The following is a 17,911-nucleotide window of genomic DNA, read 5'->3' on the forward strand; positions in this document are numbered from 1 at the left end:
TCGCGGTAAATTTTAAATTTAGTTGTTAAGTGTATTAACAAAAAGGAGAAGGTATGACTGTAAACATTGAACTGATTTCACAAACTGACTTAGCAGATGAATCTTTTTATATTACTATCAATGGTTTAGAACCAAGGACAAGGTATTGTGTAGAAATGCACCTGTCTGATTATTACTGTATAAATGCTCCCTTACTTTTAGATCATGATGTTATGTGGAAATCAACTGCCATTTTTTTATCTGATCAGGACGGTATGATTGATACCTCTCAGACAGCATCTATTTCAGGATCTTATAAAGGCGTTTCAGAAATGGGCTTATTCTTTAATGCGAAGCCGTTAAAGAATAGGAAAAGGAGATTACCTAGTTCTCTTGATAGAATTCCATTGCGAGATTGTTTTGGTGTTGAAATTAAAATCAAGATGGGGAAAGATGTGATCGCGGAGCAAAGTTTCGTAAGGCGTTATATGAATCTGGGAGTAAGATATCAAGATATCTATGATAAGCATTTTCAAGGTCGATTATTTTATGATGAAAAGTTAAGAAGGGCGCCAGCCGTGATTATTGTTAGCGGTAGTGAGGGAAGAATTGAAAAAGCTCAGAATATTGCCCAATTTTTATCTTCAAGAGGCTATATTTGTCTTGCGATAGCTTATTTTGGTTTAGAGGGATTACCCCAAGATTTAGAACGAATTCCAATAGAATGTCTGGAGGAGGCGAAAGATTTTCTATATCATCATCCTCAAGTTGATAATACAAAAATAGGAATATATGGTCGCTCTAAAGGAGCAGAGCTTGTTCTGGCTGGACAAAGTATTTTGGAAGATGTGCAATGTTTGGTACTCAATTCCCCCTCAAATGTAATATTTGAGGGAATAAAGGGAAAATTCAACTCTCATTCATCTTCTTGGACATATTTGCAAAAAGAACTTCCGTATCAAAAATTTCAGTTAGGAGATTATTTGTTAAACAAGTTTTTTGGAAAACATATTCCTGAAGATAGTAGGGCTCAGATTGATGTGAGTAAAATTTCCTCTCCTTTATTATTACTAGGAAGCGATGTTGATGAAATATGGAATGCATCATCCGCGATAGATGATATCATTTCACATTATAAAGGGGAATCCATTTTGTTTAAAAAATACCATGAAACAGGGCATATGTTGACGGTTGCTTATCAACCGAATCATCGTTATCGAAAAGATTGGCGCTTATTAATGAAAGAAAGTGTAGACTCTTGGTTTGCTACGATAAATTTTTTTGATACACATCTGAAAAATTTGTAGATAGTGCTGAACCGTACTATAATAGTCCCAACTAAGATAAAAACACAGTTCTGGTTGGTAGTCCAGTCTACAAAAGCAATTGTTCAAACAAGAGAAATTTGAACTCAAACAGTAAAAACGTAGAGAGAAGTACAAGAGTTACTAGTGACTTTCTCTTTCATAAAATAGAACAGCTCTTCTCGGATAAAAAGAGCTGTTTTTTGCTTGTATTGAAAATTTTTTTCATATATTATTTCCTAATGGATTTACTTGTCGTCAAAAATTTGGCTAATGGAAGTTTCAAATTCAGGACAATACTTACTTGCTTCAAATTCAATCATATCATATTCAGCAATTTCATTTTGATAGAAGGAATTGTGTGTCATGATTTCTAGTTAATTTTTTATTGTTTGATTTGGCGAGAATAATACTACCGATTCTTGAATTTTGCGGCCAGATGCGGTAAAACATCTCTTTTATAGCGCATATTTCAAAATATAACATTTTGTTGTAGGTGTTTTTAAGCTTCATTTAGCAATTAGGTAGGAGAAAAATGGCTGTAGCCTTCTCTACTTTAACTTAACCCTAATCATCTCACCACTTAACATCTCATTTTAACCACTTATCTTAATAGTCGATTTTTCTTTCATTATTTTTGTTAAACTGGTGGGGTAAAGAGGAGGAACTAAATATGATTTTACAAGCTAAACATTTGACTAAACGGTACGGCGATTATATGGCTGTTGACGATATTCAGTTAGAGTTTGAAAAAGGGAGTTTTAATGCTATTTTGGGTCCCAATGGTGCAGGGAAATCAACCACTATTTCCATGTTAATCGGTTTGAAAAAGCCGACACAAGGTCAGATTCGATATGCACCAAATACGAAAATCGGAGTTGTTTTTCAAGCTAGTGTACTGGATGAGATGTTGACAGTTAGAGAAAATCTTACGATTCGTGCTCAACAGTATAAGGAGATTGCAGCAAGTCGTGTGGATGATTTGATCCATCAACTGGGTTTAACTGCTTTCCAGAAGCAACTATATGGGACTTTGTCAGGTGGGCAAAAACGTAGGGTTGATATTGCGCGTGCTCTTCTTTCACAGCCAGATATTCTTTTCTTAGATGAACCAACGACAGGTCTAGATATTCAGACTCGCAAAGTTATTTGGGATTTACTGTCTCGACTACAAAAGGATGAAGGGCTGACTATTATCTTAACGACTCATTATCTGGATGAAGCGGATGAAGCGGATCAGATTTATATCGTTGATCATGGGAAAGTGATTGCGCAAGGTTCTGCGACGGCTATTAAAAGTCAGTATGCATCTAATATTCTAAAAATTCGTTTTAAAGAAGTGAAGGATTTAGAAAAGTTGCTACAGACTGGAATGACAGTAAAGAAAGAAAATGAGTTGGAATATCTTTTTTATCCAAGGACATCACTGGAAGCTATTGAATATTTGGCAAAAGTTCGAGAAGAAATTGATTCTTTTGAATTTCGTCCAGGTACCATGGATGATGCCTTTATTGCACTTACAGGAAGAGAGGTTCGCTAATGTTAGCTTTATTGAAACGGAATTTTATCTTATATTTTCGTAATCGTTCAGGAGTATTTTTCTCATTATTGGGGGCATTGATTTCCTTCCTCCTTTATATCATTTTTTTGCAGAAGAACTTGACGGATGCTTGGTCCCAACTCCCTGATAATACGAACCTTTTAAATAACTGGTTGATGGGTGGGACCTTGGCTGTGACTGGGATTACAACCAGTTTTACGGCTCTTACACAAATGGTACAGGATCGTGAAAATCAAGTGGATCAAGATCTCTTCTTGACAGATTTAGGTATCTGGGGTTTACAGGTGTCCTATCTAATCAGTAGTATTGCCATTTCTTTTGTCATGCAGGTGTTTATGTTTGCTGTTATGGGGCTTTATTTTAAAGAGAGTCCAGTTATCAGTCATTTACCGGAAATTGCTTTGATTATGTTGTTAAGTAGTCTGCTTTCAAGTTTGATAAATATTCTCTTGATTTATCGTTTTCAATCTGTAGATAGTCTTGGCAAACTGGCAACTATAGTGGGAACTGCTTCTGGATTTTTAGTAGGAACTTATGTCCCTATTGGAGTTTTACCTGATTTTGCACAGATTATCATGAAGTGTACCCCTGCAACTTATATTGCTTCTCTTTATCGACAAATTTTAATGAAAGAACCATTAGAGACCGCATTTACAGGAAATAGCAGATTGTTACAGGAATTTCAAGAAAAAATGGGAATCCAAATCAACTGGCAAGAACTATTGACAAAGGAAGAGACATACTTTATAGTGGTTATTATCAGTCTCGTCGCTATTCTTCTTTGGCTTTTATTTGTTAAAGTATTTAGCAAGAGAAAATAAAAGTATATTGGAGAGAAAATGAAGATTCGTTTTGAAATGAAGACAGAGTTTTCAGAAAAGGACCCACATATTGTAATTCAGGCAGCTCAGTTAACCGACCAAGCAAGGGAAGTCATGGAGTATTTAGAACAATTTTCAACGACCAATCAGGTGGTCATTCCTATTCGAACGGATGATCATCTGGTCATGGTGAAGATTGAGGATCTTATTCTAGCAGATATCGATAAGAACTTGTTAACCATTTATACGGTAGATGGGATTTATAAAACTAAGGAAACATTGATAAACTTTCAGAATCGGATTAATCGGCGTAACTTTATACAGATATCACGCCATTCAATTATAAACATTGACCATTTAGAGTCATTATCGGATAGCTTTTCAGGGAACATGATGGCTAAAATGACTCGGGGCATCAAATCTAGTGTGAGTCGGAAATACGTTAAGTCCTTAATGAATTATCTAGGTTTATAGGAGAAAATCATGAAACGATTAATTGATTATTTTGTATCGGGAATGCGTACGGCTTCCTTCTTTTATTTGAGTATGATGGTGTTGACTCAGTTTTATCCAGGTATTACCTATCCTGAACCAATGATAAAAAATATTCTAGCTCTGTTTTTAATGGGTGGAATTATGGGGGTATTGACTTTAATACTTGAAAAGCTAGAGTTTCTTGCTTTTAGTATACGTGTAGGAGTTCATTTATTAGTGACAGCTACTATTTTAGTATTGACCTCTCTATTTTTTGGTTGGGGTTCAGCCTTGTGGAGTCCCTTGCTTTGGTTCTTTTTCTTGTTAATTTATGGATTGATATGGTTGTATCAAATCTGGCAAACTCACAAACTCACCCAACGAATTAATCAAGCCTTAGAGGATAAAAGACAGAAAACGGGTCACTAATATAGTGTTGAGGATGAAGTTTGAAGACAGTGCCAGTTTCCAAAGAGAACAATTTGTGATATAGTATTTTCAGCGTAAAACAAGGAGAAGAAAAATGCCAGTAAACGAATATGGTCAGATGATTGGTGAGTCAATGGAAGGTTATACACCCGGTGCACTGCCTTCTATTGATTTCTTAGAAGGGCGTTATGCTAGGATAGAGGCTCTTTCAGTGGAAAAGCATGCGGAGGATTTATTAGCTGTTTATGGCTCTGATACGCCTCGGGAGATGTGGACCTACCTCTTTCAGGAACCAGTGGAAGACAGAGAGGAACTGGTTACTCTTTTAAATCAGATGTTGGCTCGTAAGGACCGTTTTTACTATGCAATCATAGACAAGGCAACTGGTAAGGCTTTGGGAACTTTTTCCCTCATGCGTATTGACCAGAATAACCGAGTAATAGAAGTGGGAGCTGTCACTTTTTCTCCAAAACTCAGGGGGACACGGATAGGGACAGAAGCCCAGTATCTCTTGGCTTGCTATGTCTTTGAGGAGCTTAACTATCGTCGCTATGAGTGGAAATGCGATGCTCTTAACATGCCATCAAGACGAGCTGCGGAGCGTTTGGGATTTGTCTACGAAGGAACCTTCCGTCAGGCAGTGGTTTATAAGGGGCGTACGAGGGATACGGATTGGTTGTCTATGATTGATAAGGACTGGCCAAAAGTCAAAGCTCGTTTGGAAACATGGTTGGATCCTGAAAATTTTGATAAAAATGGACAGCAGTACAAGAGCTTGAGAGAGCTTTAAGAGGTGTTGAGATGATTACTATTAAAAAGCAAGAAATTGTCAAACTAGAGGACGTTTTGCATCTCTATCAGGCTGCCGGTTGGACAAATTATACAAATCAATCTCAGATGCTGGAGCAGGCCTTGTCTCATTCATTAGTAATTTATCTGGCGCTTGATGGCGATGCTGTGGTGGGCTTGATTCGTTTGGTTGGAGATGGATTCTCATCAGTATTGGTTCAGGATTTAATCGTTTTACCTAGCTATCAGCGCCAAGGAATTGGTAGTGCCCTAATGAAAGAGGCTTTAGAGGATTACAAAGATACCTATCAAGTCCAGCTGGTAACAGAACAGACAGAAAGAACCTTGAGATTCTATCGTTCTATGGGCTTTGAAATCTTATCCACCTATAATTGTATAGGGATGACTTGGATGAATCGAGAAAAATAATAAAACTTGTTTTTTCTTAAGCAAAGTTTAAGGATGGTCTAGTATCATATAGTCATTAAATAAAGACCTCCTAACTTTATTTAATGAAATCCTAAAACTTTTTTCATCATAATCTCCTAATGAAGCCACGCAATCAGGTGGCTTTTTTCGTGGGTAGGTGATGGTGATAGTGATTTTCTGCAAAATGGTAGAATCTGAGAAAAAGTTAAGCTAGTTTTAAGCTTCGTCTTGTATCATATAGTTATTAAATAAAGACCTCCTAACTTTATTTAATAAAATCCTAAACTTTTCTTTTTCATAATAATCTCCCTTAACTCCACCCAATCAGGTGGAGTTTTTTGGCTCTATTTCAGACTTTTTGGGACTATTCTAAAAATAATTTTTCGATATTTTTAGGTATTTTTCTGATTTTGGTCGGGGAATTGACGGGGACTTTTTTAGAAAATATGACTAAGAAATAGGTTTGTTGTTACTTCAGCTACTTCAAACTCAATTTGATTGTAAGTGACTGTTAATTGAAGGACTGAAACTGCTGTAATAATGATTTTACTTGTCCAGTAGTGGCGTATTAAATGAGGAGTGACATGTAAGGTTGTCTATTCGTTTACTAAATCAAAATTTCTATGAAATTGATAGAATCCCTAACTTTCTCTTAAACTTGAAAGTCTTGTTGTAAAGCGGTTAAAGCTTGAGAAGCTGGGGATGTAAAGTTTTGACAAATTTTGTGAACTGTGGGATAATGGAGAGGAATTAAGGATTAGTTCTATATCATGGACTAGAAAAGACCCCAAGCTCACGACCAAATAAGCTTGGGGTCTTTTTTGACACTATCTATCTTTGTTTAGCCATTTATCGACTAAGCGAAGGATGACACCGACCACAATCGGTCCGATGATAGTTTTAAGGATTAGTTCCATCATGGGCTATCTCACCTCCTTTCGTAGGCGGTGTAGCAGTGCCGTAGAATATTATACCACATAAATGTTAAACTCGGGAGGCACCCAATCAGGTGGAGTTTTTTGGCTCTATTTCAGGCTTTTCGGGAGTTTTCTAAACATCATTTTCCGATAACTTTCGCTTAATCTTGAACGTCTTGTCGTACAGCGGTTAAAGGGGATGTAAAGTTTTGACAAATTTTGTGAACTATGGGATAATAAAAGAGAATTAAGTATTGTGTCTATATCATAGGCTAGAAAAGACCCCAAGCTCACGTCCAAATAAGCTTGAGGTCTTTTTTGACACTATTTGTCCTTGTTTAGCCATTTATCGACTAATCGAAGAACGACACCGACCACAATTGGTCCGATGATAGTTTTAAGTATTGTATCCATCATGGGCTAATTCACCTCCTTTCGCAGGCGGTGTAGCAGTGCCGTAAAATATTATATCACATAAGTGCTAAAGTCGGGAGTCGCCTAATCAAGTGAAGTTTTTTGGCTCTATTTCAGGCTTTTTGGGACTATTCTAAAAATCATTTTCCGATATTTTTCGGATTTTGGTCGGGGAATTGGCGGGGACTTTTTGAGATTTTGGCGGTTTTTTTTAGCGAATATGAGTAAAAAATAGGTCTGTTGTCGCTTCAGCAAGTTCAACCTCACTTTGAATTTAAGTGACTGTTAATTGAAGGACTAGAACTACTGTAATAATGCTCTTGGTTGTCAAGGAGTGAGTCATCATATTGTTAGCCAGTGGTTAAAGCTTGAAAAACCGAGAATATAAACCTTTGACAAAATTTGTGAACTATGGGATAATAAAAAGGAATTGAGTACTAGTTCTATATCATAGGCTAGAAAAGACCCCAAGCTCACGACCAAATAAGCTTGAGGTCTTTTTTGACACTATTTGTCTTCGTTTAGCCATTTATCGACTAATCGAAGAACGACACCGACCACAATTGGTCCGATGATAGTTTTGAGTACTAATTCCATCATGGGCTATCTCACCTCCTTTCGTAGGCGGTGTAGAAGTGCCGTATAATATTATACCACATAAGTGCTAAACTCAGGAGTCACCCAATTGGGTGGCTTTTTTGTTTGTGGCTTGGATTTTTGATATAATAGAGCCATGAGTAGAATTTTAGATAATGAGATAATGGGGGACGAGGAGTTAGTAGAACGTACGCTCCGTCCTCAGTATTTACGTGAATATATTGGACAGGACAAGGTCAAGGACCAGCTCCAAATCTTTATAGAAGCTGCCAAAATGCGGGATGAAGCGCTAGATCATGTGCTCTTATTTGGACCTCCAGGCTTGGGGAAAACGACCATGGCTTTTGTTATTGCCAACGAACTAGGTGTCAATCTTAAGCAGACTTCGGGTCCAGTCATTGAAAAAGCTGGGGATTTGGTAGCGATTTTGAACGACTTAGAGCCTGGGGATGTTCTTTTTATTGATGAGATTCATCGCTTGCCCATGTCTGTGGAGGAGGTGCTTTATAGTGCTATGGAGGATTTCTACATTGATATCATGATTGGGGCTGGTGAAGGCAGTCGCAGTGTTCATTTGGAGTTGCCACCTTTTACCTTGATTGGCGCGACGACTCGGGCAGGTATGCTCTCAAATCCGCTACGGGCACGTTTTGGAATTACAGGTCATATGGAGTATTATGCTCATGCTGACTTGACGGAAATTGTTGAGCGGACGGCAGATATTTTTGAGATGGAAATTACTCATGAGGCAGCATCTGAGTTGGCTCTACGTAGCCGTGGAACCCCTCGTATTGCCAATCGTCTCCTCAAGCGCGTGCGCGATTTTGCCCAGATCATGGGGAATGGGGTGATCGATGATCTTATTACCGATAAGGCTTTGACTATGCTGGATGTTGACCATGAAGGTTTGGACTATGTGGATCAAAAAATCCTTCGCACCATGATTGAGATGTACGGTGGTGGTCCTGTTGGTCTAGGAACTCTTTCTGTTAACATAGCAGAAGAACGTGAGACAGTTGAAGATATGTATGAGCCTTACTTGATTCAGAAAGGTTTTATCATGCGGACGCGGTCTGGACGGGTGGCGACTGCTAAGGCATATGAGCACTTAGGGTATGAATATAGTGAAAAATGAGCAAGAAATTCTAGAGGCTTTTAGAGAAAATCCGGATATGATGGCTATTCTGACGATCATCCGAAATCTGGAGTTGACAGATTCCTGGCTGGCAGCAGGTTCTGTCAGAAATTTCATCTGGAATCTCTTGTCAGACAGACCAGCATTTGATCTTGAAACAGATGTAGATGTAATTTTCTTTGATCCAGATATTTCTTATGAGGAAACCTTGTCCCTGGAGAAAAAGCTGAGAGAGGACTTTCCTCAGTACCAGTGGGAATTGAAAAATCAAGTCTATATGCACCAGCACAGCCCTCATACTGCTCCCTATACCAGTTCCCGTGATGCTATGAGTAAGTATCCAGAACGATGTACGGCTGTTGGATTACGCTTGAATGAAGAATCCGATTTTGAACTCTATGAACCTTATGGTTTGGAGGATATTTTGAATTTTCAAGTTCGTCCAACTCCTCATTTTTTAGAGAATGAAGACCGAATGGAACTTTATCGAACACGTCTATCCAAGAAAAATTGGCAGGAGAAATGGAAAAATTTGATTTTTAAAAATACTTAAGGAAACTTTAAGCTAGGAAGTGTATACTAAGTCCATAAGTTAAGAAGACCTTAACTTAAACTCCTAAAACTTTTTCATAATAATCTCCCTATAAAAAATTGAGTCGCCCAATCAGGCGGCTTATTTTTTTGAAAAATGGGCTTTGTGCCTGAGAATAAATAGCTTAGTGATAGAAGAAAATAGGGAAATATGGTATAATGAAACGATAGATTTTTGAATAGGAATAAGATCATGTTTGGATTTTTTAAGAAAGATAAGGCTGTGGAAGTAGAGGTTCCGACACAGGTTCCTGCTCATATCGGCATCATCATGGATGGCAATGGCCGTTGGGCTAAAAAACGTATGCAACCGCGAGTCTTCGGACATAAAGCGGGCATGGAAGCATTGCAAACTGTGACCAAGGCAGCCAACAAACTAGGCGTCAAGGTTATTACGGTCTATGCTTTTTCTACAGAAAACTGGACCCGTCCAGATCAGGAAGTCAAGTTTATCATGAACTTGCCAGTAGAGTTTTATGATAATTATGTCCCGGAACTGCATGCGAATAATGTTAAGATTCAAATGATTGGGGAAACGGAGCGCCTGCCTAAGCAAACCTTTGAAGCTCTGACTAAAGCTGAGGAATTGACTAAGAACAACACAGGTTTGATTCTTAATTTTGCCCTCAATTATGGCGGACGTGCTGAGATTACACAGGCTCTTAAGTTGATTTCTCAGGATGTGTTAGATGCCAAAATCAACCCAGGTGACATCACAGAGGAATTGATTGGCAACTATCTCTTTACCCAGCATTTGCCTAAGGACTTACGAGACCCAGACTTGATTATCCGTACTAGTGGAGAATTGCGCTTGAGCAATTTCCTTCCATGGCAGGGAGCCTATAGTGAGCTCTATTTTACAGATACCTTGTGGCCTGATTTTGACGAAGCGGCCTTGCAGGAAGCCATTCTTGCCTACAATCGTCGTCATCGCCGATTTGGAGGAGTTTAGGAGGAAATATGACACAGGATTTACAGAAAAGAACCTTGTTTGCAGGGATTGCTCTGGCTATTTTCCTACCAATTTTAATGATTGGTGGCCTCTTGCTTCAGATAGCAATTGGAATCATAGCCATGCTAGCCATGCATGAACTTTTGAAGATGAGAAGTCTAGAGACCATGACGATGGAGGGCCTCTTGACCCTCTTTGCAACCTTTGCCTTGACCATTCCCTTGGAGAATTACCTGACTTTTTTGCCAGTTGATGGGAATGTGGTTGCCTACAGTGTTTTGATTTCAATTATGTTAGGAACGACTGTTTTTAGCAAGTCTTATACGATTGAGGACGCTGTTTTCCCTCTTGCTATGAGTTTCTATGTAGGCTTTGGATTTAATGCTTTACTAGATGCTCGCGTTGCAGGATTAGATAAGGCTCTATTGGCCTTGTGTATCGTCTGGGCGACAGACAGTGGTGCCTATCTTGTTGGGATGAACTATGGTAAACGAAAATTAGCTCCGACAGTTTCTCCAAATAAAACCTTTGAGGGTGCCTTGGGTGGTATTTTAGGTGCTATTTTAGTAACTATCATCTTTATGATGTTTGACAGTACAGTTGCTCTTCCGTATGGAATTTACAAGATGTCAGTCTTTGCTATTTTCTTTAGCATTGCTGGACAATTTGGTGATTTACTAGAAAGTTCGATCAAGCGTCACTTTGGTGTCAAAGATTCTGGGAAATTTATTCCTGGACATGGTGGTGTTTTGGATCGTTTTGATAGTATGTTGCTTGTATTTCCAATCATGCACTTGTTTGGACTCTTTTAATCAAAAGACGGAGGAAATACTATGCTCGGAATTTTAACCTTTATTCTGGTTTTTGGGATTATTGTAGTGGTGCACGAGTTCGGGCACTTCTACTTTGCCAAGAAATCAGGAATTCTAGTGCGTGAATTTGCCATTGGTATGGGGCCCAAAATCTTTGCTCACATTGGCAAGGATGGAACGGCCTACACTATTCGAATCTTGCCGCTGGGTGGCTATGTTCGCATGGCTGGTTGGGGTGATGATACAACTGAAATTAAGACAGGAACTCCTGTCAGTTTGACCCTTACTGATGATGGTAAGGTTAAACGCATCAATCTCTCAGGTAAAAAATTGGATCAAACGGCCCTCCCTATGCAGGTGACCCAGTTTGACTTTGAAGACAAGCTCTTTATCAGGGGCTTGGTTCTGGAAGAAGAAAAAACATTTGCAGTAGATCACGATGCAACGGTTGTGGAAGCAGATGGAACTGAGGTTCGAATTGCACCTTTAGATGTTCAATATCAAAATGCAACTATCTGGGGGAAACTCATTACTAACTTTGCAGGCCCTATGAATAACTTTATCTTAGGTGTCGTTGTTTTCTGGATTTTAATCTTTATGCAGGGTGGTGTCAGAGATGTCGATACCAACCAGTTCCATGTCATGCCCCAAGGGGCCTTGGCTAAGGTGGGAGTACCAGAAACGGCACAGATTACCAAGATTGGTTCACATGAGGTTAGCAACTGGGAAAGTTTGATTCAGGCTGTGGAATCAGAAACCAAAGATAAGACGGCCCCGACCTTGGATGTGACTATTTCTGAAAAGGGGAGTGACAAACAAGTCACTGTTACCCCAGAAGAAAGTCAAGGCCGTTACCTTCTAGGTGTTCAACCGGGGATTAAGTCAGATTTTCTATCTATGTTTGTAGGTGGTTTTACAACTGCTGCTGACTCGGCCCTCCGAATTCTCTCAGCACTGAAAAACCTAATTTTCCAACCGGATTTAAACAAGCTAGGTGGACCTGTTGCCATCTTTAAGGCAAGTAGTGATGCTGCTAAAAATGGAATTGAGAATGTTTTGTACTTCTTGGCAATAATTTCCATCAATATCGGGATTTTTAATCTTATTCCGATTCCAGCCCTGGATGGTGGTAAGATTGTGCTCAATATCCTAGAAGCTATCCGCCGCAAACCATTGAAACAAGAAATTGAAACCTATGTCACCTTGGCCGGAGTGGTCATCATGGTTGTCTTGATGATTGCTGTGACTTGGAATGACATCATGCGACTCTTTTTTAGATAATCGAGGAATATTATGAAACAAAGTAAAATGCCTATCCCAACGCTTCGCGAAATGCCAAGCGATGCTCAAGTTATCAGCCACGCTCTTATGTTGCGAGCTGGTTATGTTCGTCAAGTTTCAGCAGGTGTTTATTCTTACCTACCACTTGCCAACCGTGTGATTGAAAAAGCTAAAAATATCATGCGCCAAGAATTCGACAAGATTGGTGCCGTTGAGATGTTAGTTCCAGCCCTTCTTAGTGCAGAGTTGTGGCGCGAATCAGGTCGTTATGAAACTTACGGTGAAGACCTTTACAAGCTAAAAAACCGTGAAAAATCAGACTTTATCCTAGGTCCAACTCACGAAGAAACCTTTACAGCTATTGTCCGTGATTCTGTTAAGTCTTACAAGCAATTGCCACTCAACCTTTACCAAATCCAGCCTAAGTATCGTGATGAAAAACGCCCACGTAATGGACTTCTTCGTACACGTGAGTTTATCATGAAGGATGCTTATAGTTTCCACGCTAACTATGATAGCTTGGACAGTGTTTATGATGAGTACAAGGCTGCTTATGAGCGTATTTTCACTCGTAGTGGTTTAGACTTCAAGGCTATCATTGGTGACGGTGGAGCCATGGGTGGTAAGGATAGCCAAGAATTTATGGCCATTACTCCTGCTCGTACAGACCTTGACCGCTGGGTTGTCTTGGACAAGTCAGTTGCCTCATTTGACGAAATTCCTGTAGAAGTGCAAGAAGAAATCAAGGCAGAATTGCTCAAATGGATGGTTTCTGGTGAAGATACCATTGCTTACTCAAGTGAATCTAGCTATGCGGCTAACTTGGAAATGGCAACAAACGAGTACAAACCAAGCAACCGTGTTGTCGCTGAAGAAGAAGTAACTCGTGTTGCAACGCCAGATGTTAAATCAATCGATGAAGTTGCAGCTTTCCTAAACGTCCCAGAAGAACAAACGATTAAAACACTCTTCTACATGGCCGATGGTGAGCTTGTTGCAGCCCTTCTAGTTGGAAATGACCAACTCAACGAAGTCAAGTTGAAAAACCACTTGGGAGCAGATTTCTTTGACGTTGCTAGCGAAGAAGAAGTGGCGAATCTTGTTCAAGCAGGATTTGGTTCACTTGGCCCAGTTGGTTTGCCAGAGAATGTTAAAATCATTGCAGATCGTAAGGTGCAAGATGTCCATAATGCAGTTGTGGGTGCTAACGAAGATGGCTATCACTTGACTGGTGTGAACCCAGGTCGTGACTTTACTGCAGAATATGTGGATATCCGTGAAGTTCGTGAGGGTGAAATTTCTCCAGACGGACAAGGTGTCCTTAACTTTGCGCGTGGTATCGAAATTGGTCACATCTTTAAACTCGGTACTCGTTACTCAGCAAGCATGGGAGCAGATGTCTTGGATGAAAATGGCCGTGCTGTACCAATCATTATGGGTTCATATGGTATCGGTGTCAGCCGTCTACTTTCAGCAGTGATGGAGCAACACGCTCGCCTCTTTGTTAACAAAACACCAAAAGGTGAATACCGTTACGCTTGGGGAATCAACTTCCCTAAAGAATTGGCGCCATTTGATGTTCACTTGATCACTGTCAATGTCAAGGATGAAGAAGCGCAAGCCTTGACAGAAAAACTTGAAGCAAGCTTGATGGGAGCAGGTTACGAAGTCTTGACAGACGACCGTAATGAACGTGTCGGAGTCAAATTCAGCGATAGTGACTTGATTGGATTGCCAATCCGTATCACTGTTGGTAAAAAAGCGGCCGATGGCATCGTAGAAGTGAAGATCAAGGCAACTGGTGACACCATCGAAGTTCATGCAGATAACGTGCTTGAAACGCTTGAAATCCTCAGCAAGAAATAAAAACTATAATCAGAAGAAAAACAAGGAAAAAATGTAACTAGTTTTTACCTTGTTTTTTCTGTATAATGGGAAAAATGAGTAGATAAAGAGGTAAATGTATGCTAAGATTTCCAAAGGATTTTGTCTGGGGATCCTCTACTTCTGGACCACAAACAGAAGGACGTGTAGCTGGTGACGGTAAGGGAGATAATCTCTGGGATTACTGGTTCCAAGTGGAGCCGAATCGTTACTATAATGGGATTGGTCCAGATAAGACATCGACCTTTTATGAAAATTGGGAAAAGGATATTGAGCTACTGTTAGAAACTGGTCACACGGCCTTTCGGACTTCTATTCAGTGGTCACGGATTTTTCCACAAGGGCGTGGGGAAGTCAATCCTCAAGGTGTAGACTTTTACCGTAAGGTTTTTGAGGCTATTAAGGCCAAAGGGATTCGTCTTTTAGTGAATCTTTATCATTTTGATTTACCTTTTGCTCTTCAAGAAGATGGTGATGGTTGGGAAAATAAGGCGACTGTCTCAGCCTATGAAGACTATGCTCGTTTTTGTTTTGAGACCTATGGAGATTTAGTGGATCAATGGATTACCTTTAACGAGCCCATCGTTCCGGTAGAATTTGGCTATTTTTACGATGCCCATTATCCACATAAGGTGGATGCAGAGGCAGCCGTTAAAGTAGCTTATCATACACAATTGGCTAGCAGTCGGGCGGTTAAGGCCTGTCATGAACTCTTGCCTGATTCCAAGATTGGGATTGTTTTAAACTTGACACCGGCTTATCCACGTAGCCAGCATCCTGCTGATGTCAAGGCTGCTCGTATTGCGGATCTTTTTCAGGCCCAATCTTTCTTAGATCCGTCTGTTTTGGGGACTTATCCACAGGAGTTGGTAGAAATCTTACATGAATACGGTCTCTTGCCTGATGCTACAGAGGAGGAGTTGGAGCTCATTCGTGACAATACGGTGGACTTCCTTGGTGTCAACTACTATCAACCTTTGCGTGTTATGGCGCCTCGATTTGCTAAGAATCCAGAGAGTCCTCTTTTGCCAGAACATTTTTATGAGCCTTATGTAATGCCTGGACGTAAAATCAATCCTCATCGTGGCTGGGAGATTTATGAGCAAGGGATTTATGACATTGCCCAAAATATCAAGGAAAATTATGGCAATATTGAGTGGATGTTGACAGAGAATGGTATGGGTGTTGAAGGGGAAGAAAAATTCCGTGAGAATGGAATGATTCAAGATGATTACCGTATTGACTTTGTAAAAGGTCATCTTCGCGAACTTCACCGTGCCATTGAAGATGGAGCCAACTGTAAAGGATACTTAATCTGGACCTTTATTGATTGCTGGTCATGGCTCAACAGCTATAAAAATCGCTATGGTTTGGTCGAATTAGACTTGGAAACGCAAGAACGTCGTCTGAAGAAATCAGGGCACTGGTTCAAGGAATTAAGCGATAATAATGGATTTTAAAAAGGACTCTGACTGATTATCCTAATTGGTCAGAGTCTTTTGCTAACAGGAGCGTAATTTGAACTATACCAATTTTTACTCTTGACAAGTGAAAGAAACAAGTATATACTGTTTTTGCTGGTTCTATAAAAGAGAAATCAGACTATACCAATTTTAAGGAGAAAGCACAGCTGGTCTGTGTCGTATATACTATGTGTGGAATTGTTGGTGTTGTTGGAAACACAAATGCAACTGATATTTTGATTCAAGGGCTTGAAAAGCTCGAATACCGTGGCTATGATTCTGCGGGGATTTTTGTCCTAGGTGGTGCTGAAAATCACCTAGTTAAGGCTGTAGGCCGTATTGCAGAATTGTCTGCCAAGACAGCTGGTGTTGAGGGGACAACTGGTATCGGACATACTCGTTGGGCAACTCACGGGAAACCAACGGAAGACAATGCTCACCCACATCGCTCTGAGACAGAACGTTTTGTCTTGGTTCACAATGGGGTGATTGAGAACTACCTTGAAATCAAGGAAGAATACCTTGCAGGTCACCACTTCAAGGGGCAAACAGACACTGAAATTGCCGTTCACTTGATTGGAAAATTTGCGGAAGAAGAAGGTCTCTCAGTTCTTGAAGCCTTCAAAAAAGCTCTTCACATTATCCGTGGTTCTTATGCCTTTGCTTTGGTTGACTCACAAGATCCTGAAGTCATCTACGTAGCTAAAAATAAATCACCACTTTTGATTGGGCTTGGGGAAGGCTATAACATGGTCTGCTCAGATGCTATGGCTATGATTCGTGAGACCAACCAGTACATGGAAATCCATGACCAAGAGTTGGTAATCGTCAAGGCGGATAGCGTGGAAGTGCAAGACTATGATGGCAACAGTCGTGAACGTGCTAGCTACACTGCTGAGCTTGATTTGTCAGATATCGGTAAGGGAACTTATCCTTACTATATGCTCAAGGAAATCGATGAGCAACCAACAGTTATGCGTAAACTCATCCAAGCTTACACAGATGAGGCGGGTCAAGTAGTGGTAGATCCAGCTATCATTAAGGCCGTTCAAGACGCAGATCGCATCTATATCCTTGCAGCTGGAACATCTTACCACGCAGGATTTGCTTCTAAGAAGATGTTGGAAGAATTGACAGATACACCAGTTGAACTTGGAATCTCATCTGAGTGGGGTTACGGTATGCCACTTCTCAGCAAGAAACCACTCTTCATCTTTATCAGTCAGTCTGGTGAAACAGCGGATAGTCGTCAGGTTTTGGTTAAGGCTAATGAAATGGGCATCCCAAGCTTGACAGTGACAAATGTCCCAGGTTCAACCCTTTCACGTGAAGCCAACCATACCATGCTCCTTCATGCAGGTCCTGAAATTGCCGTAGCCTCAACCAAGGCCTATACAGCGCAAATTGCAGCCCTTGCATTCCTTGCAAAAGCAGTCGGAGAAGCAAATGGTAATGCTAAAGCGCAAGCCTTTGACCTGGTTCATGAGTTGTCAATCGTAGCTCAGTCTATCGAATCAACTCTTTCAGAGAAAGAAACCATCGAAGCCAAGGTTCGTGAGCTTCTTGAAACAACTCGCAATGCCTTTTACATTGGGCGTGGTCAAGATTACTACGTAGCCATGGAAGCAAGTCTCAAACTTAAAGAGATTTCTTACATCCAGTGTGAAGGCTTTGCGGCAGGAGAACTCAAGCACGGAACTATTGCCTTGATTGAAGAAGGAACGCCTGTCTTGGCTCTCTTGTCAGATCCAGTCCTTGCCAACCACACTCGTGGAAATATCCAAGAGGTGGCAGCCCGTGGTGCCAAGGTTCTCACTATAGCAGAAGAAAATGTTGCTAAAGAGACAGACGATATCGTCCTTACGACCGTACACCCTTACCTCTCACCAATTTCAATGGTCGTGCCAACGCAATTAGTCGCTTACTTTGCAACACTCCACCGTGGTCTTGATGTGGATAAACCACGTAACCTTGCTAAATCAGTAACGGTAGAATAAGCTAAAAAAGTCTAGTTATCTAGGCTTTTTCTTTTGAGCAAATCGGTTGCTTGTACTCAAGATTCGTGTTAGAATAATTTTT

18 protein-coding genes are annotated in these 17,911 nt (G+C 40.3%); 15 read left to right on the forward strand and 3 right to left on the reverse strand.

The features are described from left to right. Nucleotides 1-53 precede the first annotated feature (53 nt). The 7 genes from QM424_RS04660 to QM424_RS04690 all read left to right on the forward strand — a co-directional run bounded on the left by QM424_RS04660 (nt 54) and on the right by QM424_RS04690 (nt 5,786). Entirely contained in the window at nt 54-1,286 is a 1,233-nt protein-coding gene (locus tag QM424_RS04660) for an acyl-CoA thioesterase/BAAT N-terminal domain-containing protein (RefSeq protein ID WP_414393267.1), read from the forward strand. Nucleotides 1,287-1,956: 670 nt separating this feature from the next. Then, nucleotides 1,957-2,823: an ABC transporter ATP-binding protein gene (locus QM424_RS04665; RefSeq protein WP_414393269.1), complete on the forward strand. Its 867-nt coding sequence runs from the start codon at nt 1,957-1,959 to the stop codon at nt 2,821-2,823. Further along, on the forward strand, nt 2,823-3,665 hold the full coding sequence (locus QM424_RS04670; RefSeq protein WP_414393271.1) for an ABC transporter permease: 843 nt from the start codon (nt 2,823-2,825) through the stop codon (nt 3,663-3,665). Before QM424_RS04665 ends, QM424_RS04670 begins: the two co-directional genes overlap by 1 nt. 18 nt (nt 3,666-3,683) lie before the next feature. Continuing rightward, nucleotides 3,684-4,139: a LytTR family DNA-binding domain-containing protein gene (locus QM424_RS04675; protein ID WP_000701943.1), complete on the forward strand. Its 456-nt coding sequence runs from the start codon at nt 3,684-3,686 to the stop codon at nt 4,137-4,139. Nucleotides 4,140-4,148: 9 nt separating this feature from the next. Continuing rightward, nucleotides 4,149-4,568: a DUF3021 domain-containing protein gene (locus tag QM424_RS04680; protein WP_000825504.1), complete on the forward strand. Its 420-nt coding sequence runs from the start codon at nt 4,149-4,151 to the stop codon at nt 4,566-4,568. Nucleotides 4,569-4,662: 94 nt separating this feature from the next. Continuing rightward, nucleotides 4,663-5,358, forward strand: a complete 696-nt coding sequence (locus tag QM424_RS04685; protein WP_414393274.1) for a GNAT family N-acetyltransferase — start codon at nt 4,663-4,665, stop codon at nt 5,356-5,358. 11 nt (nt 5,359-5,369) lie between these two features. After that, nucleotides 5,370-5,786, forward strand: a complete 417-nt coding sequence (locus QM424_RS04690; protein WP_414393276.1) for a GNAT family N-acetyltransferase — start codon at nt 5,370-5,372, stop codon at nt 5,784-5,786. A gap of 827 nt (nt 5,787-6,613) precedes the next feature. Here the strand turns inward: QM424_RS04690 and QM424_RS04695 are convergent. The 3 genes from QM424_RS04695 to QM424_RS04705 form a co-directional block, all read right to left on the reverse strand. Continuing rightward, entirely contained in the window at nt 6,614-6,706 is a 93-nt protein-coding gene (locus QM424_RS04695; RefSeq protein ID WP_000970294.1) for a type I toxin-antitoxin system Fst family toxin, read from the reverse strand. A 321-nt stretch (nt 6,707-7,027) separates the two neighbouring features. Further along, nucleotides 7,028-7,120 carry a type I toxin-antitoxin system Fst family toxin gene (locus tag QM424_RS04700; protein WP_000969509.1) on the reverse strand — a complete coding sequence of 31 codons (93 nt, stop codon included), beginning with the start codon at nt 7,118-7,120 and terminating at the stop codon, nt 7,028-7,030. 504 nt (nt 7,121-7,624) lie between these two features. Continuing rightward, nucleotides 7,625-7,717, reverse strand: a complete 93-nt coding sequence (locus QM424_RS04705) for a type I toxin-antitoxin system Fst family toxin (protein WP_101782132.1) — start codon at nt 7,715-7,717, stop codon at nt 7,625-7,627. 133 nt (nt 7,718-7,850) lie between these two features. Here QM424_RS04705 and ruvB point away from each other — a divergent pair, with 133 nt between their 5' ends. From ruvB to glmS, 8 genes are all read left to right on the forward strand, one after another. Then, on the forward strand, nt 7,851-8,849 hold the full coding sequence (ruvB, locus tag QM424_RS04710) for a Holliday junction branch migration DNA helicase RuvB (RefSeq protein WP_004239104.1): 999 nt from the start codon (nt 7,851-7,853) through the stop codon (nt 8,847-8,849). Continuing rightward, nucleotides 8,830-9,402, forward strand: a complete 573-nt coding sequence (locus tag QM424_RS04715) for a nucleotidyltransferase family protein (protein ID WP_414393279.1) — start codon at nt 8,830-8,832, stop codon at nt 9,400-9,402. Before ruvB ends, QM424_RS04715 begins: the two co-directional genes overlap by 20 nt. 231 nt (nt 9,403-9,633) lie before the next feature. After that, on the forward strand, nt 9,634-10,392 hold the full coding sequence (locus tag QM424_RS04720) for an isoprenyl transferase (protein WP_173274979.1): 759 nt from the start codon (nt 9,634-9,636) through the stop codon (nt 10,390-10,392). Between the two features lie 8 nt (nt 10,393-10,400). Continuing rightward, nucleotides 10,401-11,204 carry a phosphatidate cytidylyltransferase gene (locus tag QM424_RS04725; RefSeq protein ID WP_414393281.1) on the forward strand — a complete coding sequence of 268 codons (804 nt, stop codon included), beginning with the start codon at nt 10,401-10,403 and terminating at the stop codon, nt 11,202-11,204. 21 nt (nt 11,205-11,225) lie between these two features. Continuing rightward, nucleotides 11,226-12,485 (forward strand): RIP metalloprotease RseP, encoded by a 1,260-nt coding sequence (rseP, locus tag QM424_RS04730; RefSeq protein WP_414393283.1) that lies wholly within the window; start codon nt 11,226-11,228, stop codon nt 12,483-12,485. Between the two features lie 12 nt (nt 12,486-12,497). Continuing rightward, on the forward strand, nt 12,498-14,351 hold the full coding sequence (locus QM424_RS04735) for a proline--tRNA ligase (RefSeq protein WP_414393285.1): 1,854 nt from the start codon (nt 12,498-12,500) through the stop codon (nt 14,349-14,351). A 98-nt stretch (nt 14,352-14,449) separates the two neighbouring features. Then, entirely contained in the window at nt 14,450-15,829 is a 1,380-nt protein-coding gene (bglA, locus tag QM424_RS04740) for a 6-phospho-beta-glucosidase (protein ID WP_414393287.1), read from the forward strand. A gap of 191 nt (nt 15,830-16,020) precedes the next feature. Then, nucleotides 16,021-17,829: a glutamine--fructose-6-phosphate transaminase (isomerizing) gene (glmS, locus tag QM424_RS04745; RefSeq protein ID WP_414393289.1), complete on the forward strand. Its 1,809-nt coding sequence runs from the start codon at nt 16,021-16,023 to the stop codon at nt 17,827-17,829. The last annotated feature ends 82 nt before the right edge of the window (nt 17,830-17,911 follow it).

The sequence above is a fragment of the Streptococcus mitis genome (genome assembly GCF_047464945.1).
Taxonomy (GTDB): Bacteria; Bacillota; Bacilli; order Lactobacillales; family Streptococcaceae; genus Streptococcus; species Streptococcus mitis_EA.